This is a genomic window from Polyangium fumosum (genome assembly GCF_005144585.1).
In the GTDB taxonomy this organism is placed as follows: domain Bacteria; phylum Myxococcota_A; class Polyangia; order Polyangiales; family Polyangiaceae; genus Polyangium; species Polyangium fumosum.
This window is the reverse complement of record NZ_SSMQ01000080.1, coordinates 25,184-48,729: the sequence shown is the minus strand read 5'-3', so window position 1 is coordinate 48,729 and position 23,546 is coordinate 25,184. Positions and strand designations below refer to the sequence as shown.

The 23,546-nt window shown below is 70.1% G+C and carries 16 protein-coding genes; 5 read left to right on the top strand and 11 right to left on the bottom strand.

From position 1 onward, the window contains the following. Positions 1-84 precede the first annotated feature (84 nt). Positions 85-996, top strand: coding sequence for a CBS domain-containing protein (locus E8A74_RS43960; RefSeq protein ID WP_136935142.1), 912 nt, complete (start codon positions 85-87; stop codon positions 994-996). A gap of 17 nt (positions 997-1,013) precedes the next feature. On the opposite strand, the gene E8A74_RS43955 is transcribed toward E8A74_RS43960, so the two are convergent. The 4 genes from E8A74_RS43955 to E8A74_RS43940 form a co-directional block, all read right to left on the bottom strand. Next, the gene (locus E8A74_RS43955; protein WP_136935141.1) at positions 1,014-2,069 is read right to left on the bottom strand and encodes a type IV pilus twitching motility protein PilT; all 1,056 of its coding nucleotides are present in this window, start codon (positions 2,067-2,069) and stop codon (positions 1,014-1,016) included. Positions 2,070-2,103: 34 nt separating this feature from the next. Further along, positions 2,104-3,615 (bottom strand): hypothetical protein, encoded by a 1,512-nt coding sequence (locus E8A74_RS43950; RefSeq protein ID WP_136935140.1) that lies wholly within the window; start codon positions 3,613-3,615, stop codon positions 2,104-2,106. A 152-nt stretch (positions 3,616-3,767) separates the two neighbouring features. Then, positions 3,768-4,397, bottom strand: coding sequence for a thiamine biosynthesis protein (locus E8A74_RS43945; RefSeq protein WP_136935139.1), 630 nt, complete (start codon positions 4,395-4,397; stop codon positions 3,768-3,770). A gap of 58 nt (positions 4,398-4,455) precedes the next feature. Then, complete coding sequence (locus E8A74_RS43940; protein WP_136935138.1) at positions 4,456-5,094, bottom strand: immunity protein Imm33 domain-containing protein; 639 nt, start codon at positions 5,092-5,094, stop codon at positions 4,456-4,458. A 160-nt stretch (positions 5,095-5,254) separates the two neighbouring features. Between E8A74_RS43940 and E8A74_RS43935 the strand changes: the two genes are divergently transcribed. Next, positions 5,255-6,037, top strand: a complete 783-nt coding sequence (locus E8A74_RS43935; protein WP_136935137.1) for a c-type cytochrome — start codon at positions 5,255-5,257, stop codon at positions 6,035-6,037. A 169-nt stretch (positions 6,038-6,206) separates the two neighbouring features. Here the strand turns inward: E8A74_RS43935 and E8A74_RS43930 are convergent, their stop codons facing one another. Next, positions 6,207-7,208 carry a fatty acid desaturase family protein gene (locus tag E8A74_RS43930; protein ID WP_136935136.1) on the bottom strand — a complete coding sequence of 334 codons (1,002 nt, stop codon included), beginning with the start codon at positions 7,206-7,208 and terminating at the stop codon, positions 6,207-6,209. A 169-nt stretch (positions 7,209-7,377) separates the two neighbouring features. Here E8A74_RS43930 and E8A74_RS43925 point away from each other — a divergent pair, with 169 nt between their 5' ends. Continuing rightward, positions 7,378-8,658 (top strand): SEL1-like repeat protein, encoded by a 1,281-nt coding sequence (locus tag E8A74_RS43925; RefSeq protein ID WP_170229840.1) that lies wholly within the window; start codon positions 7,378-7,380, stop codon positions 8,656-8,658. Between the two features lie 74 nt (positions 8,659-8,732). Beyond that, complete coding sequence (locus E8A74_RS43920) at positions 8,733-12,758, top strand: serine/threonine-protein kinase (protein ID WP_170229839.1); 4,026 nt, start codon at positions 8,733-8,735, stop codon at positions 12,756-12,758. On the opposite strand, the gene E8A74_RS43915 is transcribed toward E8A74_RS43920, so the two are convergent. The 4 genes from E8A74_RS43915 to E8A74_RS43900 form a co-directional block, all read right to left on the bottom strand. Then, positions 12,739-14,712 carry a coiled-coil domain-containing protein gene (locus tag E8A74_RS43915; RefSeq protein WP_136935133.1) on the bottom strand — a complete coding sequence of 658 codons (1,974 nt, stop codon included), beginning with the start codon at positions 14,710-14,712 and terminating at the stop codon, positions 12,739-12,741. The genes E8A74_RS43920 and E8A74_RS43915 overlap by 20 nt on opposite strands. Before the next feature lie 3 nt (positions 14,713-14,715). Continuing rightward, on the bottom strand, positions 14,716-17,334 hold the full coding sequence (locus tag E8A74_RS43910) for a dynamin family protein (RefSeq protein WP_170229838.1): 2,619 nt from the start codon (positions 17,332-17,334) through the stop codon (positions 14,716-14,718). An 85-nt stretch (positions 17,335-17,419) separates the two neighbouring features. After that, positions 17,420-18,277 (bottom strand): hypothetical protein, encoded by an 858-nt coding sequence (locus E8A74_RS54355; protein WP_211365599.1) that lies wholly within the window; start codon positions 18,275-18,277, stop codon positions 17,420-17,422. Between the two features lie 207 nt (positions 18,278-18,484). After that, a complete protein-coding gene (locus E8A74_RS43900) occupies positions 18,485-19,714 on the bottom strand; it encodes a cytidine/deoxycytidylate deaminase family protein (protein ID WP_170229837.1) in 1,230 nt (409 codons plus the stop codon). Between the two features lie 99 nt (positions 19,715-19,813). Between E8A74_RS43900 and E8A74_RS43895 the strand changes: the two genes are divergently transcribed. Then, entirely contained in the window at positions 19,814-20,119 is a 306-nt protein-coding gene (locus E8A74_RS43895; RefSeq protein ID WP_136935130.1) for a hypothetical protein, read from the top strand. Between the two features lie 368 nt (positions 20,120-20,487). On the opposite strand, the gene E8A74_RS43890 is transcribed toward E8A74_RS43895, so the two are convergent. Beyond that, complete coding sequence (locus E8A74_RS43890; protein WP_136935129.1) at positions 20,488-21,819, bottom strand: D-arabinono-1,4-lactone oxidase; 1,332 nt, start codon at positions 21,817-21,819, stop codon at positions 20,488-20,490. Between the two features lie 6 nt (positions 21,820-21,825). Then, a complete protein-coding gene (locus E8A74_RS43885; RefSeq protein ID WP_136935128.1) occupies positions 21,826-23,502 on the bottom strand; it encodes a lipoxygenase family protein in 1,677 nt (558 codons plus the stop codon). Between the last annotated feature and the right edge of the window lie 44 nt (positions 23,503-23,546).

The window sequence follows — 23,546 nt, the reverse complement described above, 5'->3', positions numbered from 1 at the left end:
CGCCCGAGCGCGCCCCCTCGCGCGCCCGGAGACTGGCATCGATCTGGCACGTTCTTCTCGGCAAAAACCGCAGAGGAGTGCCCCATGTCCCTCGATCGCTACCGCCGCCCCCGGTTGATCGTCCTCCACCCCCGCTCCACGACCTACGAGGCCGCCCGTGCCATGGCCGACAACCACGTCGGCGCCGTCCTGGTCGTCGAGGACCAGCGCCTCGTCGGCATCGCGACCGACCGCGACCTCGCCCTCGACGTCGTGGCGGCCGGCCTCGACCCGCGCACGACGCCCCTGCGCGACGTCATGAGCGACGAGGTCACCCCCGTGGACATCGACGACACGATCGAAGACGTCGTGCGCGTCATGCGCGAGCACGCCTGCCGCCGCGTCCCCGTGCTCGAAGCGGGCCGGCCCGTCGGCATCGTCACGCTCGACGACCTCGTCCTCGAACGCGCCGTCGACCTCGACACCGCCCGCTCGATCATCACCACGCAGCTCGAAATTGCCGCGCGCTTCAAGCCTGCAGGCGCGACGAGCCCGGCCGGCGTGACGCCGGGCCGCGGCGGCGAACGCGCGCGCCAGCGCCGCGCCGCGCGCGCGGAAAACACGTACGGGCGCCTCCTGCACGCCTGCATGCGCCAGACGGGCCTCTCCACGCGCGAGCAGGCCGAGCGCGCGCTGCTCATCGTGCTCTCGAACCTGTGCAGCCGCCTCACGGAGGACGAAGCGCAGCACCTGCTCGCGCAGCTCCCGTCGAAGCTCGTCCCGCAGCTCGACGCGACGCTCGGCGGCTCGAACAAGGGCATCACGCCCGACACGATCGAGGCGGAGCTGCGCCGCGCGCTCCAGCTCTCGCCCGAGGCCGCGACGGACGTGCTCTACGCGACGTGCGAGGTCATCGCCGACAGCGTCTCCGCGGGCGAGATCGAGGACGTCCGCTCGGAGCTGCCCGCCGCGATGAAGGATCTGTTCCCGCCGATGCCGTATCGCCGCGCCGGCTAGAACACTCCCCCTCGGGACTAGAGCTGCGTCGCGGCGCGCGCGACGTCCGCATGCACGAGCCCCTCCGCGACGAGGCGCTCGACGTGCATCGCGAACGTCTGCATCCCGGAGGGCGTCACGCCCTTCTCCATCAGCTCACGCAGCGACGGGTTGCCCTCCGGACGCTCGATCGCGCCGCGCACCGCGCCCGTCGCGACGAGCACCTCCGACGCGAGCACGAGCCCACCTCCTTCGCGTCGCGGGAGCAGGCGTTGCGCCACGATCCCCTGCAAACACGCGCTCAGCCGCTCGCGCGTCTCCTCTGGCGTCGGGCCCATCGCGAGGAGCCGCCTCACGGTCCGGCCCACGTCCGGCGTGGGCAGCGACGAGAGCACGAGGTGCCCGGTCTCGGCCGCTTGCAGCACGGCCTCCAGCGTCGCCGCATCGCGGATCTCGCCGACGAGCAGCACGTTCGGATCCTGCCGGAGGGCCGCGCGAACGCCCGACGCGAACGACTCCGTGTCGCTGCCGACCTCACGCTGGCTCACGGTCGCGCGCCCACCGTCGTGCACGAACTCGATCGGATCCTCGACGGTGACCACGTGCCGCGGGTGCGCCTCGACGATGTGCGCGAGCATCGACGCGAGCGTCGTGGTCTTGCCTTGCCCCGCGGCGCCCACGACGAGCACGAGCCCGCGGCTCTTGTCGGCGAACCCGCGCGCCGCGGGCGGCACGCCGAGCGCCTCGAACGAAGGGATCTTCGCGGGGATCAGCCGCAGGACGAGGGCGATCGTCCCGCGCTGCAGGTAGACGTGGACGCGGAAGCGCCCGAGGCCTTCGGCCTCGTAGGAGACATCGACCTCGCGGAGCGATCCGAGCGCGCCGAGGACCGCGGGCCGCCGGGCGAGCACGAGCCGCGCGACGGCCTCGGTGTCCTCGGGCTTGAGGGGCTCGGCGCGGAAGTAGACGATGTCTCCGTGCACCCGGGCCCCGGGCGGCTGCCCCACGCGCAGGTGGATGTCGCTCGCCTGGGCCGCTTGCGCCTTGGCCAGGATCTGGTGGAGGAACGCCTCGCTCGCGTAGGGAGTGGTCACGGGGGCGTCACGGTAACGCAAGTCGGGCGAAGCCTCACCCCCGCCGCCGCCTCCCCCAAAGCAGCGCCATCCCCGAAAGGAGCGCGCCCATCCAGGCCGCGCCCGTCGTTCGTCCGGGCCCGACCGCGCACGCAATGCCGGCGGCGTTTTCCTGGCCGACATCCGCTCCCGCTCCCGCTTCCGCTCCCGCTTCCGCTTCCGCCTCCGCTTCCGCCTCCGCCTCCGCTCCCGCCTCTTCCTTGCCCCCGCCGAGCCCTGCCCCCTCGTACGCGCCGATATCGATCGCGCCTGCCGGGACCCGACCGAGCTGCCCTGCGTTCGCCACGACCTTCTTCGCCGGCGGCACAAACAGCGGCGTCACGAGCGGCGAAGGGAAGGGAAACCCGGCCGGGCTCGCCGGAGCGGCCGCGCCTGCATCAAGCAAAGGGCTGTCCGCCGCGGGGCGCAGATCGAACGCCGCGAGGTCCGCGAATTTCGGATTCGTGCCCTGGATCGTCCCCTGCCATTGCGTCGGCACCGTGCTCCCCTGCGGCACCCAGTTCTTCTGGCCGCCGATCACCACCTTGCCCGCCGCCCATTCCACGTCCGTGAGCTTCAGGATCGACACCGCGCCTCCCCCGACCCGATAAAACGCGTTGTTGTGCATCTCGATGCTCTCGATGCCCCAGAAGATCTCCACCACCGGCTTCGATCCCTGCGCGAGGAGGAACGTGTTGTTCACGAAGCGGTAGCGGCCGTTCGTGGAGCCGCCCGTCGCGTCGCTCCCGATCCGCACCGTGTAAAACGTCCCCGTCTTGCGGAAGACGTTCCCCACGATGTCGCCGTCCTCGCGCGCCACGTCCTCGGCCTCGCCGTCGGGCGCCACGAGCTCGAGCTCCCGGTAATACGCGCCCTCGATCCAGTTGTAATAAATCTCGTTCCGCTCGGCCCGGCTCTTCACCGCGTGCCCGCCCAGGCCGTCATGTACGTAGCAATGCTGCATCCGGAACACCGCGCCCGGGTGCGCGTGCTCGTCCGTGTCCATGTAAATGGGGTGGCGCTTGTCGCCTGCCCCCGCCTTGTACACCTCGACGTATTCGAGCGTCAGCGAGCCGGAGCCGTCCATCGCCCCGAGGATGCCGTGCGAGGGACAATCGTGGACCGCCGTGTCCCGGATCGTGATGTCGTGCCCGCGGTGGAACACGCAACGCGAGCTGCCCCCCACCACCTCGAAGCCCTCGATCACGTAATGGTCGGCCCCGACCTCCAGCGTGTTCGTCCCGCCCGAGAGCACCGGGCGTTTGCCGTTCACGCGCACGCCCCGGATCGTGATCTTGTTCGAATTCGTCCCCGACTTCGTGAGCTTCACGTCGCCCGCGTACGTCGTGTTCCCAGAGACCTCCACCACGTCGCCCGGCTGCAGCAGCGACGCCACGGCTTTCACGCTCGTATAGGGTTTGCCCGGCCCGACCTGATACGTCGTGGCGAATGCGCTCGACGAGACCAGGAGCGTCGCTCCGAAAACCCCCGCCACGGCCCCGCGGCGAAGGGTCCATCCGTTTGTCATGCACGGAGCTTCACCCGGCAAACCCGGTCCACTCAAGCGGGACCCGCCTCGATATCGGGCGCGAAGCTGCCAGAAATGTGCTTACCCGCCCGAATGGAAAGCCCGGTCGGCGCGCCAAACCCTGGCGCTCCCGGTCTTCCAGGGTTTTCGGGTCAGGGCGGATCGAGATCGCCGGGGATCTTCGCCGGGTCGAGGATCTTCTTTTCGGCGAGCGCCCGCGCGGCCGAGACCGCGAGCGCCCGGTGCTCGCGCGGCAGCGCTGGGTTCGCCGCGATCGAGAGCAGGGCCGCGCCCGCCTCCGACGCGCCCTCCGGATCGAGCGGCTCCCGCGCCGTCGCGGGCCGACCCGCCACGCCGAGGACGGCTTCGAGCGTGGGCCCGCGCTCCTCGTCCGTCGCCGCGAGCGCCCGCTTGCCGAGCGCGCCGAGCGCGAGATCCGCGTCGTCCGCGAGCGGCAAGGCGAGCAGCGCCGTCTTCAGGATCGCCCCTCCATCCCCGAGCGCCTCCACGAGCCCCGCCGCGCCGAGCGCGTCCGCGAGCGCCTGAAGCCCCGCCGGATCGTCATCCATCGCCCGCTGCCATCGCGGCTCGTCGAGCCGCGGGCTCCTCCGCGGCGGCGCGTTCGCCGATGCCGGCGCGCCCGCGGCCGCCTCGGTCGACCCCGACGAACCACCCGACGGCGAGGAGACCTCCGACGGCGCGGAGCCGCGGCTGCACGCGGCGAGGGTCGCCACGAAAAGCACGGTCCACGGTCTCTTCGGGCGCGTGATCGAGTCCGGCATGGCCCGGCGGCTTACCGCGCCTCGGAGGTCCTGCCAAGCGCCACGGACGAGAGGCCGGTCAGCCCCGCCCGCGCTTCGGTGAATACACTTCGCGGCTCCGCGCGTCGGCGATCCCGAGGAGCGTATCGCCGTCGAATCGCGCGATGTACCCGACGGGCAGCGCCAGCACGTCGAGCAGCCGCTCGCGGCCGAGCCGCACGAGCCCGCAGCTCATGAACCCGGCGAGCTCCTCGGGGGACGGTTTTTCCTTGGCCTCCGCGCGGCCCATGTACCAGCCGGAGTCCCCGCCCTTCGCGGTCCCCGTCCGATGCAAGTACACCGCCGGGGCGTGCAGGGCTGCCCGATCCGCGACGATCTTGTCGTCGAAGCGGCACCCCTCCGGCTTGATCCCGAGCATCTTCACGAGCCCCACCTGCCGCGCCACGACCCGGAGCGACGCGGTCACGTCCGGCCGGAACCGCCGCGGATCCTCGTCGAAGTCGGGCTCGCACACGAGGAGCTGACCCTCACGCCGTTCGAGCCGGTAGGCGGCCCAGCCGAACACGACCACCGCGCCTTCGAGCCCCGGCTTTCGCCCGGCGAGCGGGCCGAACCCCCGCTCGATCATCGTGCGTGCTTCGAGCGCCTGCTCCGACGCACACCGGGCCACGACCGTCGTGCCCCCGATCCCTGCCGAGACCTCGATAGAACGTCCCACCGACTGCCCTCCGCGCCCCTTCGGGCGGGCGCGAGTCTGCGCCTCTCGCCCACCGCTCTGCAAGCCCGGCGAAGCCTCGATCGGCCCTACGTTCGCCGCCGCGTCCGCTCGATCGTCCTCTCCAGAACAGGCGCGCGCGTGGCAAGGTGCGGCCGCGGGAATGCTCTATCCGATCGTCCTCACGCTCCACTCGTGGCTCCGCTGGATCGTCCTCGGGCTCGGCCTCGCCGCCGCCGTCGCGTCAGCCCGCGCGCGCGCGCGTTCCGGCCCGTACAAGCACTTCCACGACCGCCTCGGCCTCTTCTTCGTCGCCGCGCTCGACCTCCAGATCACGCTCGGCCTCGTGATGTACCTGTGGCTGAGCCCCATGACGCACCTCGCCTTCCAGGATCCGGCGGGCGCGATGCGCTCCTCGGCGCTCCGGTTTTTCCTCGTGGAGCACGCCTTCTCGATGGTGCTCGCGCTCGCCTGCGCGCACGTGGGCCGCGTGCGCGTGCGTCGAAGCACGAGCGACGCCGACAAGCACAAGCGCGCAGCGTGGGGCGCGGGCCTCGCGGTCGTGTGCCTCCTCGTCGGGATCCCCTGGCCGTTCATGCCTTATGCCCGCCCGCTCGCGCGGCTCTCCGTAGAGCAGGAGGCGCCGCGGCAGGCGCTCACGGGCGCGGCGCTCGAAGAAACGCGCAAGCTCTACGATCTCCGGTGCGCCCCCTGCCATGGGGTGAACGGGCGCGGCGACGGCCCGGCCGCGGTGAACCTCGTCCCGCGGCCGCGTGATTTCGGCGATCCGGAATGGCAAACGGCCACGAAGGACGAATCGATCGAGCGCATCGTCCGCGAGGGCGGCCGCGCCGTGGGCAAGAGCATGATGATGCCCTCGAACACCGATCTCACGGACGCCGACGTGCAGGCGCTCCGGGCCTACGTCCGCCGCATGGCCCGCTAGAACATCGATCGGTTTGACAACCGCTCGATGTTCTAGCTCTTTTGTCCCGAGAGGGACGCCTCGCGTCCCCCTCTCGCCCAGGCAAAGCCCGGTCGATTCACCCCCCGAGGCGAGCTCGCTTCGCGATCTCGCAGAGCGCCGAACGGGTCGGCGCTCTAGTCCCGCCCGATCAGGCCGGCTCCGCCACTTCTTCCGGCGGTGCGTCCTTCGGGTACGGCACCATCTTGCCGGCCTGCGGGTCCCAGAGCTTCAGCGAGAAGCATTGCACGATGTCGCGCGGCGACAGGCTCGTCTGCGGCTCGACCTGGAGCTCGGGGATCGCGGCCATCGCCTCGCGCAGCCGGTAGAACGGGATCGCCGCGTTCAGGTGGTGCACGTGGTGGTACCCGATGTCCCCCGTGAAATAACTCATGAGCGGCCCGCAGCGCATGAAGCTCGACGACTCCACGGCCGCGCGCGCGAACGTCCAGGTTTGCCGCGGCTGCATGTGCACGCCCGGGAAGTTGTGCTGCGCATAAAAGAGATACGAGCCGAGCGCGCAGGCGATGAAGAGCGGGCCCACGAGGACGAGCAGCGTCATCTCCCAGCCGAAGAAATACGTGATCGTCGCGACGAGCGCCGCGTGCAGCACGAGCGCCGCCGCCGAATCCCAGTTCTCCTTCGGATTGCGCAGGAACGCCGAGATGCACATCCCGGCGAGGAAGATCGTCACGTAACCGAAGAGGATCGTCAGCGGGTGGCGGGCGAGCGCATACGCGATCCGCTTGCTGCGCGGCGCCCGCTTCCACATCTCCACCGTCATCACCGGGTACGAGCCGATCTGCGCGCCCACGATCTTCGCCGTGTGCGCGTGGTGGTAGTTGTGCGTCTGCCGCCAGACCCGCGGCGGCGTCAGCACGAGCGCGCCGTAGAGGCCGAAGATCACGCTGCCCACCTTGGACTTGCGCAGGAGCGCGCCGTGATGGAAGTCGTGCGCCAGGATGAACGCGCGCACGATCACGAGGCCCTCGATCACGCTGCCGACGATCCGGAGCGGCTTGTACGGCGCGGCCGCGGCCACGGCCGTCGCGAGCGCGAGGACCCCGAACGTCGAGGCGACGTGATAAATGCTGCGGGCCCGATTCTCGGAGGCAAAGGGCCGCGTGACGGCGACGAGCTCGTTTCCCTGCATGGTCCGAAAGGTGACCCGTGGATCCGGGCGAAGAAGAAGCTTCGGTGCGCGTGCTCTTATCCAACCTCGCGCGCCGAGGCAAGGTCCGCAAGGGCTTCTTGGCTGCGCAAAAAGCTACGCGCCGAGCCTCTTGGCTCCCGGACGCGGCTCGGCTAGCCCCATGCACACCATGCGCTCTGCCCTCCTCGCCCTCTCCGCCGCGGCGCTCCTCGGCTGCGCCACGCCGGCGATCCCGAACGCGCAGGCCCCGGTCGCCGTCGCCACCGCGTCCCCCCAAACGCTCCGCGCGCGTTGCGCCGAGGGCGATGGGCCGAGCTGCACCGAGCTCGGGACCCGGATCGAACGAGGCGACCTCGTCGACCGCGAGACGGCCGCCTCGTTCTACGAAAAGGGCTGCGATCACGGCAGCGCGGTCGCGTGCAACAACCTCGGGTGGCTCTTCCACAATGGCAAAGGCGTGCCCGTCGACCTGCGGCGCGCGGCACACTTCTATGACATCGGATGCGACCTCCGCGACGGCCGGGCCTGCACGAACATGGGCAACCTCTACGAGCACGGGCTCGGCGTGCTGGCGGATACCTTCCAGGCGGCCCAGTACTATATTTATGCGTGTAAGCTCGGGTTCGCCGTCGGTTGCCGCAACGAGGGCCTGATCCGCGAAACGAATTACGGGCGCATCGGCGAGGACTCGGCCTCGGCCCGCGACGTTTACGAGCGCGGCTGCAACCTCGGCGACACCGGCTCGTGCGTGAACCTCGGCAACCTCCTTCGCCAGGGGCGCGGCGGCCCGGTCGACTTCAACCGCGCGCGCGAGTTCTTCACGCGAGCCTGCCAGCGTGGCGATCTGCTCGGCTGCAACAACCTCGGATTCCTCTATGACAAGGGGCTCGGCGTCGCGCAGGACATGTGCAAAGCCGTCGCCGCGTACGAGCGCGCCTGCAAGGGCGAATTGCCGCTCGGATGCACGAACCTCGGCCACGCCTACGAAAAAGGCGCCTGCCTGCCCAAGGACACGCGCCGCGCGCTCGCCCTGCACACCCGCGCCTGCGACCAGGACGAACCTCTCGGCTGCAACAACTTCGCCGTCTACCTGGAGCGCGGCGAGGAGATGCCGCAGGACGTCAGCCGGGCGCTCGAGCTCTACCGCTTCGCCTGCGACAAGAAGGAGCCGCTCGCCTGCCACAACCTCGCCCGCATCTACGAGCAGGGAGATCTCTTCCCCGCCCCGCAGGACCTCGGCCTCGCCGCGAAGTACCACCGGATCGCCTGCGACAGGGCCCATGGCAAGTCCTGCGCGGCCCTCGCCCGGATGCACCACGAGAGCCTGGGCGGCCTCCGTCCGGACCCGGCGTGGGAGCGCGACCTGCGCGCGCGCGCCTGCCAGCAGGGGTACCTCGAAGCCTGCTCGCTGACGGGCACCACGCTGCCGGAAAATCCGACGCCGCCGTGAACCCGCCCCCGTCCCCCTTGCTTTCCTCCCCCACCGCTGGTGCATCTTTGTAGGCGGTGCACAAATCAGGTGACGTGATCGGCGGTCGTTTCGTGCTGGAGGGGCGGCCCATCCTCGGAGGGATGGGCATCGTCTGGCCCGCCTACGACAAGGACGCGCGGACGCGCGTCGCGCTCAAGTTCGTCGCGGAACCCCGGGACGGCTCCACGCCCAAAGAGAGCATGCTCCGGAGGTTTCGCTGCGAGATCGAGATCCTCTTCCGGCACCTGCGAAACCACCCGCACATCGTCCGTTACGTCGACCACGGGGTGATCGACCACGAGCCCTGGCTCGCCACGGAGTGGCTCGACGGCCGGGGCCTCGACAAGGTGCTCGAAAATGGGCCGCTGAGCATCGAGGACACGCTCAGGCTCGGCCATCGCGTCGCGCAGGCCCTCGGCGCCGCGCATGCGGCGGACGTCGTGCACCGCGACATCAAGCCCTCGAACATCTACCTCGTGGGCTCCGACGTCGAGCGGGTGAAGGTGATCGATTTCGGCATCGCGCTCCTCGCGGGCGGCCACATGACGTCGACCGGCGTGGTCATCGGGACCGTGGGCTACATGTCGCCCGAGCAGATCGACTACGGCGGGAACGTGAACGCGGCGGCGGATATCTTTTGCCTCGGCGCCGTGCTCTTCGAATGCCTCACGGGCCGCAGGGCCTTCGAGGGCGGCCCGCAGCACGTCGTGCTCGCGAAGATCCTGATGGCAGAAGTGCCGCGCGTCGGAGAACTCCGCCCCGAGGTGCCGTTCGCGCTCTCGGAGCTCATCGCCCGCATGCTCTCGAAGGACCCTTCGCAGCGGCCGCAGAACGGCGCCACCGTCGCGAACACGCTCGAAGGCATCGCCAAAAAAGCCTCGACGAGGCCGCCGGAGCGACGCACGAACCCGGTCATCACGACGTACCCGCCCGCCTCGCCGAGCGACCCCTGGGCCCTCAGGTTCACGCCGATCCCGCCGGCGCCGCCCGTCCCCGCGAGCGAGCGGATGAGCCCGCTGGAAAAACAGCTCCACTTCGTGGTCGCGGCGAAGCCCGTCCCCGACGTCGACGACCTCCTCGCCGACAAACCCCCGCGCGGATTGCCGCCCGAGGTCGTCGCCGCGATCCGCGCCGAGATCGATCCGAAGAAAAACGAGCAGCTCCACGAGCTGCCGGGCGTCGCGTTGCTCATCAAGATCCAGGGCCGGGGCAACCCCGCCGAGATCGCCGGCCGCGCGGCGAGGCTCGCGCTCGAGATCGCGGGGCTCGCGAAGGGCTCGCGCGTGGCCATCTTCGCGGCGTACGCCGAGGCGAACGACAAGGCGCCCGTGGGCAAGATGCTCGACGGCGTCTTCCACTTGCTCGACATGCCCACCCTCGACGGGGGCAAGGGGCCGCGGCCCGTGCGCGTCAACGACGTCGCGTGCGCCTTCCTCGACGCGCGCTTCGAGGTGACGAGTTACCTCGGCGAGTTCTGGCTGCGCAGCGAGCGCGAGACCACGCGCGCCGTGCGCACGTTGCTCGGCAAGAAGAGCCCCTACATCGGGCGCGACGAGGAGCTCGGCACCGTCCGCAAGTACGTCGAGCAGGCGCTCCAGGGCCGGAGGCCGCGGGCCGTGCTCGTGCTCGGCGAGCCGGGCGCAGGCAAGTCGCGCCTCCGCTTCGAGCTCGTCGAGCGCCTCTCCGTCGAGAAGCCGAACCTCAGCGTCGTCCTCGGCCGCGGCGATCCGCTCCGCGCCGGCTCGGCCTTCTCCATCGTCGGCTCGGCGCTGCGCAGCGCCGCCGGGATCTCGGCCGGCGAGCCGACCGACGCGAGCCAGGAGAAGCTCCGCGCGCTCGTCGGGACCTACCTCGGCGGGAGCGACAAACGGCGCGTGGCGGAGTTTCTCGGGGAGGTCGTGGGCCTGCATTTCCCCGACGAGGGGCGCACCGAGCTCCGGGCCGCGCGCAGCGACGCGGTCCTCATGGCCGATCACATCAAGGAAGCGTTCCTCGATTTCGTCCGCGCCCTCACGGACAAGACGCCCTTCCTGCTCGTGCTCGAAGAGCTCGAATGGAGCGACGCCGCGTCGCTGAAGCTCGTGGACGCCGCGCTCGATGCGCTGCGGGATCAGAACTTCGCGGTGCTCGCGCTTTCACGGCCCGACGTCCGCGAGCGGCTGCCCGGCCTCTGGGAAGGCCGCGAGGTGCAAGACGTCCGGCTCCACCCGCTCCACAAGGACGACGCCGCGCGGATCGTCCGGAGCGCGCTCGGACCGCAGACGCCGCGCGCCGTGGTCGACCGGATCGTCGAGCTCGGGGCCGGCAACGCGTTTTACCTGGAAGAGCTCATCCGCGCGGTGAACGAAGGCCGCGGCGGCGCCCTGCCCGAGTCGGTGCTCGGCATGGTGGACGCGCGGATCGATTCGAAGTCGCTCGACGACGAGGCGCGGCGGGTCCTGCGCGCCGCGAGCATCTTCGGCGAGGCGGCGTGGGAGGGGGCGCTCGGGCCGCTCATCTTCGGGCACGGCGAACCCACGGGTTCGCTCGGCAAGACGCTCGACAAACTCTGCGATTGCGAGCTGCTCACGCGGAGGCGGCAGAGCCGCTTCGCGGGCGAGACCGAGTACGCCTTCCGCCACCCGCTCCTGCGCGAGGCGGCGTACGCGCGCCTGACGGACGACGATCTCAAGCTCGGCCACAAGCGCGCGGCCGAGTGGTTGCTCGCGGCGGGCGAGAACGATGCGAGCGTGCTCGCCCTCCACTTCGACCGCGCCGGCGACAGCCCCCGCGCGGTCGCGTTTTACGTACGCGCGGCCGAGCAGGCCCTCTCGGGCGGCGCCCTCGAAGCGGCGATCGATCTCGCCAAGCGGGGCCTCGCGCTCGGCGCCGACGGCGAGGCCGCCGCCGAGCTCTGGGCCATCGCCACGGACGCGCAGAGCTGGCGATCGAGCCACGCCCGCGCCTACGAGGCCGCCCGCTGCGCCTTCCTCTTCGCGAAGCCGGGCAGCCGCCACCACGCCCGCGCCCTCGGCGGCGCGATCCGCTCCGCGCTCGCCCAGGGCGACGCGCAAGGCACGGCCGAGCTCTTCCACAAGCTCCTCGACGAGCGCCCCGCGCCCGACGCGGTCCTCGCGCTCTCGTGGGCCTTCAGCGCCACGATCGACGCGCTGCTCGATCACGAGCCGGCCGCGGCCCTGCCCTACCTCGAGCGCATGCGACAGGTGACGGCCGCCGCCGCCGAACGAGAGCCCGTCGTCGCCGCGTGGATGCTGCACGCCCACGCCCACTGGACACGCGCGGTCGAGCAGGACCCATGGGCCGCGCTCGGGCTCGATCGCGAGAGCGTCCTGCGCTTCAAGACGATCGGCGACCGCCGCTACCTCCCTTATGCGCGCATCCACGTCGGCCTCGATCTCCTGCTGCTCGGCGCGCACGAGCAAGCGGACAAGGCGCTCCAGGAGGGACTCGATCAGGAGCCCGAGGGCAGCCTGACCTCGATCGTGGGCAGCACGTTCGAGGCCCTGCGCAGCCTGGAGCGCGGCGCGTTCGTCCCGGCGCGCGACATGGCCGAGGACGTGGCCGCCCTGGCGGAGTCCCGGGGCGAGCGCCTCGCGGCGCGGCGGGCGCGCTTGCTCGCGGCGCGCGCGAGCATCGCGCTCGGCGAGCTCGACAAGGCCGATCGGATGCTCGGCGCGCTCCGGGCCGCCTCCACCCCGCCGGGCGCGCTCTACGGCGTGCGCGCGGCGTTTTTCCTCGCCTCGAAGAAGCCGGACCACACGCTCACGCTCCTCGATCGCGCGCTCGCCTTGCGCCCTTCCCGCGGCGCGCACCCGGCCCCGGCGCCGCCCGAGCTCACGCTCCTCCGCGTCGAGGCGCAGCTCCTCCTCGGCGCGCACCACGAAGCGCGCGCGACGCTCGCCGCGGCCCGCGCCGACATCCACAAGCGCGCGGCGACCCTCCTCGACGACGAGCTACGGCAATCGTTCCTCAAGGGGCGCGCCGCGAACGCCCGCTTGCTTCAGCTCTGCAAGGAGTGGCTCGCGGACGACCCGGGCGACGACCCGAGCCGTCGCCTGATCATCCGCCCCACGCCGTGACACACGCGGCCTCGGCCACGTCGCAGAACTCGCGCTGGATCTGCCCGAGCGTCGCGTCCTGCGCGAGCAGATCCGGATCGAGCTCTTTGTAGAGCCGATCCACGACGGGCACGGCCGCCTCGGCGGCTTCGAGCACCCGCGTCGTCACCTCGGTCTTCGGCTCCGTCGCGGCCACGAGCAGATCCCGCGCCGGATCCACGAAGACCGGCCCCACGTGCGCGATCGACTTTTCCAGCGTCGCCAGCACCTCGCCCACGTGTCGCTCCACGCCGGCCCGCCGCTCGCGCGCGAGCTGCCGCAGCGCCTCCTCGCGGCCCTGCGTCGCGGCCGTCTCCGCGCTCTGCACCATCGTGGTCACGTGCTGCCGCTCCACGCCGATCTGCTTCATGCGGTTGAGCACGCGGACGGCCTCGTCCTTTTGCCGCCGCATCTCGGCCTTGAGCGCCTCCATCCGCTCGGCCACGCCGAGCTTCGCCTGCTGGAGCGAGCCAAGCGCCTTGCGCGCGTCGTCCGCCGACACCGCCCGCGACGGCCGCGACGCCCCGAGCTTCGTCCCGATCTCCCGGATCGTGAGCTCCAGCGTCGCGGCCTTGCTCTGCGCCTCCCCGATCTGCCGCTCCAGCAGCGCTTGCTTCTGCTGCTCCGTCTGCACCTCGACCGACACGCTCGAGTGATCGATCTGGAACTGCTGCAGCGTCGCGAGCCGCTGCCCGTACGTCGCCTGCTGCTGGGCCTTCTGCTCCTCCATCGCGGCGACCTTCGCGCGCCACTCGTCCTTGCCGAAGAGCACGGGCTCGTCCTTGCGCGTCTCCACGAGCTGCGCTTCGAGCGCCCCGAGGTCGGCGTGCCTCCGCCGCAGCTCGTCTTCGAGCAGCTTGATCGCCGCCTCGATCTGCCGCTGCCGCGAGAGCACCGCGCCCGCGCTCTCGACCCGCGACGCCCGCTGCGCCGCGAGCCCTTCGAGCTCGACCCGCGTCAGCTCCGCCTGCTCCGCGGCCACCGCGAGATCCAGGATCGCGTGGGCCGTCGTGATCTCCTGCCCGATCTCGGCGTCCTTCATCTGCGCCGCGGCCATCTCGCCTTCGAGCCGCGCCGCGGCCGTGGACACGGCGTCCCGCGCCCGGCCGAGCTGGATCTCCTCCTCGGCGAGGGACGTGACGCTCGCGCGCGCCTGCGTCAGCTCCACCGATCCGGCCGGCGGCACCGTGACGAGCTCCGGCGGCAGATCCTTCGTGATCGGCAGCGTATCGGGCCACGACGCCGTCGGCTCGGCGTTCACGAACGCGTAGAGGTTCTGGATCGCCTTGCGCAGGAAAGGCAGGCACGTCTGGTAGACGTGATCGAGCTTCGCCGCGTACTTGCGGTACTCCTCGGCCGCGGTCTCGGCGTTCGAGAGATCCGGGAACGGCACGGTGCGCACGGCGTCGATCGTCTGCTTCGCGCGGATCACCACGGTCTCGGCGAGCGGACCAAACGCCGCCATCTTCTCGGCCCGCTCGGCGGCGGCGCGCGCCTCTTCTTCCGCGCGCAGACGCGCCGCCGCGGTGCGCGCCGCGTTCGGCAGCTCCCGCAGATCGGAGAGCCTGCGCCGGTGCCCGAGGATCTCGTTCCGCGCGGATGCGACGAGCCGCTGCACACGCGAGAGGTTCTGGTTGTCCTCGCCCTGGAAGCCGAACCTGCCGGCGACCTCGTAGATATCGTTCAGATCCGAGAGGTCTTTCTCGTCGACCGGCCGCCAAAGCGCGGCGATCGCGTCCGCGGACGGCTCGGGATCTTCCAGCGCGGCGAGGAGCGGCGCGTAAGCGACGGGCGCGAGCGGCTCGGCGAGCGGACCGAGCGCGTCCTTCGCCGTGAGGTGCAGGCGCGTCAGGTTCTGCCAGGCCGCGCCGATCTGGTTCACGACCGTCTGGTAGAACCGGACGTAACTCGACAAACGCGCGAGATCGTAGGCCACGGTCTAGGCTCCTGCTTTCTGGGGCGGTGCGTTTCCGCCGAAGAGCTCCTCGAGCGCCTCGATGTCCGCGCGCGCCCGCTCCTTCTCCGCTTCGATCGCGGCGAACTTGTGCGGCCAGATCCGCGCGCACTCGCTGCGCACCCACCGCCGGAGCGACTGCTCCCCTTCACGATCGAGCCACGAGTCGTGCACCGTACGCACCGCCTCCTCGTGGTACTTCTGCAGGCCCCGCGGGTGCTTCGCCAGCGCTTCGAGGAAGTCGCAGATCCGCTCCACGTCCACGCGCACCCGCGACAGCATCTTCGACCAGTCGCGCCCGTGCCCCGTCGCCGCGGGCGCCGCCGCCGCGCCGGAGTTCGTCTGCGGAGGTTTCGTGCTGCCGGCCGGCGCCGCGCCGGCTTGCGGGGCCGGCTGCGGCCTCGCCACGGGCATCGCCGCGCCCACCGTGGGAAACCCGCCGATCGCAGGCGCCGGCGCAGCCGCGGGCGCCGCGCCCGCCGCCGCGCTCCCGTCGGGCTCTCCGAACCCGAGCTTCGCTTTCACCGAGCCGATGACGCCGCTCGCGGCCGCGGCCGCGCCCGTCGCCGTCCCTTGCGCCTTGTCGGCGATCCCCATCCCGAAGAACTGCTCGAGCCCGCGCATCTCGCGCTCGCGGATCTCGCGATCGTAAGGGTCCGTCGCGTCGAGGATGTCCACGATCTGCCGCGCGAAGTACCGCGAGAGCACCTCGAACGCGACGTCGGCCTTGGCCATCTCCTGGTTCTGGTAACGAACCACGCTCTCCGAGACGTGCCCCGACCGGCCGAGCGCGTCGATCCGCTCGATCAGCGTCTTGCCCGGCGCGAGCAGCACCTCCAGCCGCCCGCCCTCGTAGGTCGCCTCGATGAACATCTCGTGCAGCATCCGCTCCACGCTCTCGCGCGCCGTGTTGCGGAAATCCTCGCCGAGCCCCGCGATCCGCGACGCCACGCGCTCGCGCATCTGCTTGCGCATCTCGATCTCGACGGCGGTCTCGTTCATGAGCCCCGGGCTCGGCATCTGCCGCCGCTTCGCCTCCGCCTCCTCGGGCGTGAGCCGCGCGAGCAGATCACTCCGGATCTGATCGATGCGAACGTCCGCGCGCGCGGCCCGGGCCGATCGCTGCGTGTCGCTCATCTCGAAGTCCATGAAGCCCGACATGCGCTTGCGGATCTCGGGCAAGAGCCCCGTCGGATCCTCGCCCGACTGGATGTGCTCGTAGTGCAGATCGAAGACCTGCTCGGCGCGCCTGTCGAACTCCCGATCGCTGAGCCCGTCCTTCACGGTCACGAGCACGCCGCGGAGCAGCGCCTCGACCTCGCCGAACTCCGCGTTGATCGCCTGTGTGACCTTGCGATCGAGCGCCTCGACGTCGGTCGACAGGTACCGCTCCACCGCGTCCTTCAGCTTGTCGAGCCCGTTCACGGGCGTCGTCGCGCTGAAGAAGTCCATGAGCTGGCGCGCCACCGGGTGCTGCGTGTCGACGCCCTGGTGCACCCACACCTTCGAGTACGGGAAGATGCGATCGACGCCCTGCTCGCGGAAGTTCCGCGCCGCGAGCGACCAGTGCCAGTTCCCGTTCTCGTCGGCGTGATCGAAGAGGTCCACCTTCGTCAGCACCACGAAGATCCGGTCCTTCAGCGAGATGCTCCGGTCGGCCGTCTGCGCCATGCGGAGCAGCTCGACCTCGTTGCGCACGAGCGAGGGCCGGGTGATGTCCTTGACGAAGATCGTGACGTCGACCTCGTTCGCGAGCGCCTCCTCGGTGTCGCGCCGCGCCTTGTCCGAGGGCGCGTCGATGCCGGGCAGATCCATCAGCTCGACGCCGGGCATCGCGCCCTCGACGGGGATCGTGACCGTGACGATCTTCACGGCCCGCACGCCGGGATAAGGCCTGTTGCCGTTCTTCGTGTCCTTCAGCGCGATGTAGGGCCGGATCTGCTCGGCGAGCGCGTCGAGGCTACTCGCCGTGATCTTCTCGGGCGGCCGACCGAGCCGCGCCTTGATCTCGGACAGGCTCGCGCTGATCTCCACGAGCTCGGCGAGCGCCGTCTGCTCGCGCCGACCTGCGCGATCCGGATCGTCGACGTCGTAGCCTTCGCGTGTCTTGAAGCTCGCCTTGAGCCGAAGGATCTCGCTCTGGTTCAGGCCTTGCCAGCGCTCGACGCTGCCGGGCTCCAGCGCGTCGAAGTAGCTCTGGATGCGGGCCTTGAAATCGGCCTCGTTGTAGTAGGTGACGGTCGCGGCGAACTGCCCGGCCTCGCCCGGCTCGATGACGGTGGTGCTCCAGGTGCAGCGCTCGGCCTCGCTCGGCAGGAGTTTTTCACTTTTCAGCCACGCGGACAGGAACGCGCTCTTGCCCTGCTTCTCGAGGCCGACGACGCCGATCTTCACGACGCCCTTGGCGAGCCGCTTCTCCCGATCGAGCGCGCGGCCGCGCAGATCCTCGAGCTTGCCGCGGATCTGACGGAGCTGGCGGGCGTTGTCGCTTTCGGGCTGGAAGTAACTCGCGAAGCGGTCGCAGAGCTGGCGGTACCGGAGGACCTTGTCGGCGATCCGGCGTAGCTCACGAGCGTTTTCCTTGCGGCCTTCAGGGCTCCACATGGCCGACATGGCAAGCCATGCGGGCGGAGGGTGTCAACAGGGAAGCGGTCGCGGGGGCGAAAGCGCGCGGGATCCGCGCTGCGACCTACAAGCAGATGGCGTACTTGCTGTCACCCTGACAGCTCTCGTCGGGCCCGCACTGGCTCTTGCTGGGGTCGCATTGCTTGTAACAGAAGCCGAAGGGGCCATTCAGGAACCCGGCCTGACAGCGCGGCCAGACGCCGGGCTCGCCGCGGCTGCACTCGAGGAAACTCGCGCAGTCGTTCGGGTAGGTTCGCGCGCAATCGGCGTTCACGCCGAGGAGATCGTCGCAGTTCGCCTTGCCGGTGACCTGCTTGTGGCACTGGCAAGCCCTGTCGGCGAGGGCCTTGTCGAACGAGGCGTCGAGCGGTGATTTCGCGCCTTCGAAGACGCCGACCACGACGGGCCGAGCGCTGCCGCGGGGCCACGACACGCCGAGCGTGTGGCTCTTGTCGGTCCAGGAGAAATCGGCGGCGAGATCGATCCCCTCGACGAAGGGGACGACGAGGCTCGTGACGCCGGCGCCGACGTAGGTGAACGCCTCGCCGTGGCCGCCCTTCTTGACGACGACGTTCGTGGGGGTGCCGCCGGTGTCGTTCTTGCCGCGGCAGGAGACACGCAGATACTCGCGGACGACCTTCGTCTCACAGCTCAAGGCCGAAGAGCCCTTGACCGTGACCTCTTTTTGCTGGCTGTCCCACTCGGCGCGCGTGGGGATGGCCGAGCGACCCGCGGGCAGAGCCGTCGCGATTGCGGCCGGGGTGGCGGCTGCCGCGGGGGCCGTGGCGACGGCGGCCGTCGTCGCGGGCTTCGCCTCGGGCGCGTTTTTCTGCGGCTCCGCGGCCGGCTCGGATTTGCTGCAAGCGCCAAGCGCGAGGGCGAGGGTGGCAGCGGCAAAAGGCAAGGCCTTCGAAGCGTGCATGATTCCTCCATGTCGTGAGGCGTCACGCAGGAGACTATACGAAGACGAGAATGCCTGTACATGGCCGCCGCCTTCGACGGCCCCCCGGCGCCGCCACGGGCATGGTTGATCACGGGCCCCTGCTCCGACGCGCGCTCGACCCCATGGCTTACGGCATCGCCCCCTCCGATGAGGTGCGCATGGCGTGAAACGGGGAGGGAGCGGTCTTCAGAGCTTGCCGGGGTTCGTCGCGCATTCCGCCTTGGCGGGGGTCTTTCTGTTCTTCTTGAGGTACTCGGCGACCTTGTCGTTTTTCGTCTCCCGCGCGGCGGCTACGTGGTCCTCGAGCGTGACGTAGAAGCTGGTGACGTTGTCGAGGAAGAACTGCTTCGCGGCCTTGTAGATCGGCTCGTTCTCCTTGTGCAGTTCGTTCAGGAGCGTCACGCCCCAGGCCTTGTCCTCGACCTTGGCGAGCGGCTCGCCGGTGATCGGATCGGTCCGTTTCTTCACGTAGTTCGGGTAATCGAGGAAGGCCGCGCGCGCGGCCTCGTAGATCTTCCGGGCGCAGCCGACTTTTTCTGTTTCCGGCATCTTGCCATTCGGGTCGACGCTGGCGGCACACGTCTGGCTCTCGGTCGCGAGGTACTCCGTCGTATTACCTATACCTTTACCGTTACGTAGCACCCTCTCGAAAGCGTAGAGGTCCTTGTCGAGGGCGATGCGGAAGGGAGACGCGGAGACGACCGAGGTCGGCGTGCGCGGGAAGGGCTGCTCGACGATCCTTCTGTGCGGATCCGACGGCTCGTTGGTCCAGATTCCCTTCGGCGGAGGCTCGTGCAGGCGCTCGATCGCCTTGCCGAAGCCGAAGTCGGTATTGCCGTAGACGGTGCGGCGTATCTTCTGTTGCGCCATCATCCCGCTGCACATCGCGCAGGGCTCGAGCGAGGTGTAGATCATGTGGCAGCTCAGGTCCTTGGTCTTGGCGTATTCGAGGTAGCTCCACATGATGCGCGTCTCTCCATGCTGCGTACCATTGCAGGTGATGGCGTTGCTGTTGCGCTCCCACCAGACCGGCCGCCAATTCTGGTCGACAAGGACGCCGCCGATGTTGTGCCCGCGCACCGACGCGCCGCCCGCGCTGCTCGCGGCCTGCGACTGCCAGTCGTTCACGACGACGGCGTAGGCCAAGAGCTGATGGATCTCGTCGCGCTGGGCGAGGATCTGCCTGCGCTCCTCGTCGGACGCAGCGTTGAATTTGTCGAATTTTTGGGCGCATTTGGCATCGTCGGTGCCCAGCGGCGACGAGGCTTTGAGCTGCGGGACGTTGGGATCGGGCTTGTCGTCGCCTGGAGCGCCGGCGCGCCCGGCCGCGGGCCCCTCGCCCGTGGGCGCGTTCGACGGCGCGGGCTGTGACGCAGGTGCATCCGATGGTGCAACCAGAGCCGTCCCCGCCCCCACGCGCGGCGGCGCTCCCGACAGGGGTGGCGGTTGAGATGAACAAGCTACGAGGGTGACGAGCGCAACAGAGAGAAAGGAACGCATAGTCTGACAAGTTACATGTTCGTCGCGAGCGGTTGCAAGCGTGGTAAGCTCGGGGCCGCCACGTTCGCGGAGCGCGCGGGCGCGGCCCTCTCGAACCTCGCGGCGCTCCAGGCCGAGGACCCGCTCCGCTTGGCCTTCCTCGACAAGCTGAAGCTGGAGCTCGAAGAGTTCATCGAAGCCGACAAGAAAGAGGACCAGCCCCGCCTCGAGCTCCAGAGCGGCAGCGACAAGACGGCCCTGTTCACGATCCCGTGGCGCAAGACGAGCAAGGCCACGCGCGACGCCACACCCGCGTCCCCCGCGACCGAAACCACCCCCTGAAAGCCCCGCGCACGCGCGGACGGCGACTCCAGCGTCGGAGAATACCCCCGCGATGGTGCAGGCCCCTCCGCGAGCGCCCGAGGCACACACCCGCGATGGTGCAGGAGCCTCCGCGACCGCCTGCGTGCGCGCCCGCAGCGCCACGAAGCCGTCCGCAATCGGCTTTCCACGCGATCCACGATGGTGCGGAGAGCGCCTCTGCCGCCCGAGCGCGCCTCTGCGCCATCCCTCGCCCCCCCGCGAGCCGGTCGCGGGCCACGCCGCACCATCGCAGGTGGATCTTCCGTCGACTGCGTGCAGTCCGGCGCGACATCGGGGCACGGGGCCGCGTATTTGTCCGCATCTTCCCCCGATCCACGGGTGCAGGCTCAGAGCCCGAACACCTCCCGCTCCAAAAACTCGTTCAAGAACACCCCCTCCGGATCGAATCGCGCCCGCTGCACCAGGAAATCCCCCATCCGATCGAACCGATGCCGCCAGGTGGCCGGCGCGAGCAAGAGCTTCCCCCAGTGCGGTCGCATCGCTGGAATCGCTTCGATCAGCCGGTCATGCACCTCGTGGCGAAACCGATCGAAGTCGGGCGTCCCTCGCACCGTGGCCACCTCGATGAAGCAGCTCGTACGGCCCTCGCACGCCGCCAGGTACGAATCACTCGGCCCCGTGAACCGCGCCAGGAGCCCGAGGTTCACCGGGTATCGCCCCCTCGCCCGGGAATCCTCCAGCGCGACCCGGAGGATCTGGAACGCCCGCCCAGCCGATTCGATCGGCACCGAACACGAGAAGTCCAGGCAACGCGGATACCGATCGATGTGGTGCCACTCCCGGGTCGCGTCTCGCACCCACGCGCCCTCGGCGAACATCACCACCCGGCCGAACCGCATCAGCCGGGGCGCCAGATCCGGACGCAATCGCTCGATCCCGGGCAACAGCACCTCACCGGCGAGGACCCCCGTCCGCATCCGCAAGGGATGCAGCACGCCGCTGGGCCATAACGCCGGCGTCTCGGGCGACGTCGTCCGCTCGAGCCCCCGCACCAGCACGTCCGCCTCGCCCGGCATCCACATCAGCTCGGCGAACTCGTAGGTGCTCGTCAGATCGGAGAGCTCCGCAATCACACGATCGAGCGGGTGATACCGCTGCTCCACCTTCACGCGGAACGCCCGCTCGCAGCGCAACGTGACCGCATGGACCACGCCCAGCGCGCCGAGGCTCACCCGCGCGGCGCGCAGCGCGGACAGGTCCGTCCGGTCGATCTCCACCACCTCGCCCCGCGCGGTGATCAATGAAAGCGACTCGATACCATCGGAAAAACATCCCGCGCTGAGCCGTGTCCCGTGGGATCCCGTCGCGGCGGCCCCGCCCACCGTTACGAGATCGAACATCGGCGGGCTGATCAGCGAGAAGCCTTGGGCGCGCAAGAAACGCGTGAGCGCCCGGATCGTGATGCCCGCCTCGACCCGGACCGTGGGCGGATCCCCGCCCAGGTCGAGCGAGAGGCAACGATCCAGGCGCCGCATGTGGATCAAGGTGTCCCGCGTCGGCACCAGCGGGCTCCACGAATACCCTCCGCCACAGAGCCGCACCCGACCTCGGGACGCCCCCTGTTTCACCGCGCGCGCGAGCTCCGCGAGGCTCTCCGGCTCCACCACCCGCGCCGTGCAGCGCAGGTTCCCGCTCCAGTTTTCCCATGACGTTTGCATAGGATCCTAGAAATGGACGCTGCCCGGGACCAGGCTGGGGAGGAGGTACCGATACGGCCGGGGACGGCGCCGGTTGCGCTCTTCGATCTCCACCTCGATCGCCAAAAGGTCCCGCTGGAACCGCTGGATCGCGGCCCGCGCCGGGAGCGAGCGCCCGAGGCGAGACGACCGGTAGTCCCCGAAGCGGCTGGCGCGGTGGACGGCGATGGCGCTGTAATGAACCTGCGTCGCCGCCGGGGTGAGGGGTGGGAACAGGGATTCGAAGGAGAGGGGCGCGCCATCACGAGGGGGCGGGCGATAGATGGCGGCGGGGAACCCCTCGATCAACGAATAGAAGTCGGGCTGCGCATAATGCAGCGCCGAATGCTTGGGGCCCGCGGTGAAGAGCGCCTGCGTCAGGACCTCGACCAGCGCCTCCCGTGTGCACAACCGGCCGTCTTCCGTCACCCGGCCCAGGTCGCCGCCCTCGGGCGCCAAAAGCTCGGCGAACCAGGCTTGCAGTTCGTGATCATCCGCCACATCGGCGTCGCCGCGGTAAAACAGCTCTACGTACGAGGCCACGAAACGCCGAATTGCCGCGACGTGCAGGCGCGCATCGTCGCGATACGGGTAGTCGAGGGGGGATGCGGCGACCCCGCGCCGGGTGAGATCACGCTCCAGCTCCAGGTCGTAGAACGTGCGGCTGGTCCGCGCCTCCACCAGCACGGCGCGCATCTCGGCCAGCGTGCCGCCGTAGATGGTGCCGAAATGGCTGGAGGTATCGCGCAGGAGATCATTGCCGTCGGCGTTGACCTGGAGCGTCCAGCGCAAATGCGGTTCGAGCAGAACATGCACCGGATGCTCGGCGGCAAGGCTTCGCGGCGTCGCCATCGCGAAGGCCTCGATGATCGTATGGACCTGGCCGAGGTGGCTCCCGAAGATATGCACGTTCATCTCGGCGGCCTGGGCGTAGAGCTTCGCCATTTCCCAGGCAGCCCCGTCGCCGGGGCGATACAGGGGGTTCGGCGCGGGCGCGTCCGGGCCGTCGAGCTGAAGGCCGATGGGGTGGAGATCGCAGAGGGTACCTTTTTCGGGGCGCATCTGGAAGAGCACCCGGGGCGCGGCCATGTAGCGATCACGCCAACGCGAATCGCGGGGCCGACGCGGGTGCAGGGCGCGCCGGAGCAACGAAAAGTCGACGGCAAACAGCCGGCCGGCCTCGACCTCGGGCACGAGCGGCTGGGCGAATGCAGCATCGGACGAAAAAAGGGCCGTGAGGTGGGCGGGGTCCAGGACACGCTCGATCAACACGGGACAGGGGCCGTCCAGGCGCTGCCGGGCGAAGGCGTCGTCGAGCGCATCGGCGGCGTCGACCCAGCGCGGCCGCGGGACGCCCAGCGAGAGCAAACGAAACCGATCCGCGTCGCGCAGCAGGCCAAGCGCCTCCGCGGCGCGGCCGAGGCCGGTTTGCAGGGCCCTTCGCGTCAGCGAAGGCAGGAGGACGGGCAAAAGCTTGAGCACCCACCCCGGGCTGTACCATTCGCGGAGCGGGAAACGTTTCGCGGTCGGGACGGGGTACAGCCAGTGCGTCTCGGGATCACGCGGCTCGTATTCGTAGAGCCGCCGCGTCCGCGCGAGGCGCTCCTTTCGCGCCTCGCCGTCGGTCGCGTGCTGCGGAAGGCCGATGCAATCCGAGGAGGACATACATCGATTCTGCGGGACCCCGCGTGGCCTCGTCGACCAAATCC

Excerpts from the sequence above, each read along its gene's own strand:
- E8A74_RS43960 (WP_136935142.1), top strand. The coding sequence starts at position 85 with ATGTCCCTCGATCGCTACCGCCGCCCCCGGTTGATCGTCCTCCACCCC.
- E8A74_RS43950 (WP_136935140.1), bottom strand. The coding sequence starts at position 3,615 with ATGACAAACGGATGGACCCTTCGCCGCGGGGCCGTGGCGGGGGTTTTC.
- E8A74_RS43945 (WP_136935139.1), bottom strand. The coding sequence starts at position 4,397 with ATGCCGGACTCGATCACGCGCCCGAAGAGACCGTGGACCGTGCTTTTC.
- E8A74_RS43935 (WP_136935137.1), top strand. The coding sequence starts at position 5,255 with ATGCTCTATCCGATCGTCCTCACGCTCCACTCGTGGCTCCGCTGGATC.
- E8A74_RS43930 (WP_136935136.1), bottom strand. The coding sequence starts at position 7,208 with ATGCAGGGAAACGAGCTCGTCGCCGTCACGCGGCCCTTTGCCTCCGAG.
- E8A74_RS43925 (WP_170229840.1), top strand. The coding sequence starts at position 7,378 with ATGCGCTCTGCCCTCCTCGCCCTCTCCGCCGCGGCGCTCCTCGGCTGC.
- E8A74_RS43910 (WP_170229838.1), bottom strand. The coding sequence starts at position 17,334 with ATGTGGAGCCCTGAAGGCCGCAAGGAAAACGCTCGTGAGCTACGCCGG.
- E8A74_RS54355 (WP_211365599.1), bottom strand. The coding sequence starts at position 18,277 with ATGCACGCTTCGAAGGCCTTGCCTTTTGCCGCTGCCACCCTCGCCCTC.
- E8A74_RS43895 (WP_136935130.1), top strand. The coding sequence starts at position 19,814 with ATGTTCGTCGCGAGCGGTTGCAAGCGTGGTAAGCTCGGGGCCGCCACG.
- E8A74_RS43890 (WP_136935129.1), bottom strand. The coding sequence starts at position 21,819 with ATGCAAACGTCATGGGAAAACTGGAGCGGGAACCTGCGCTGCACGGCG.
- E8A74_RS43885 (WP_136935128.1), bottom strand. The coding sequence starts at position 23,502 with ATGTCCTCCTCGGATTGCATCGGCCTTCCGCAGCACGCGACCGACGGC.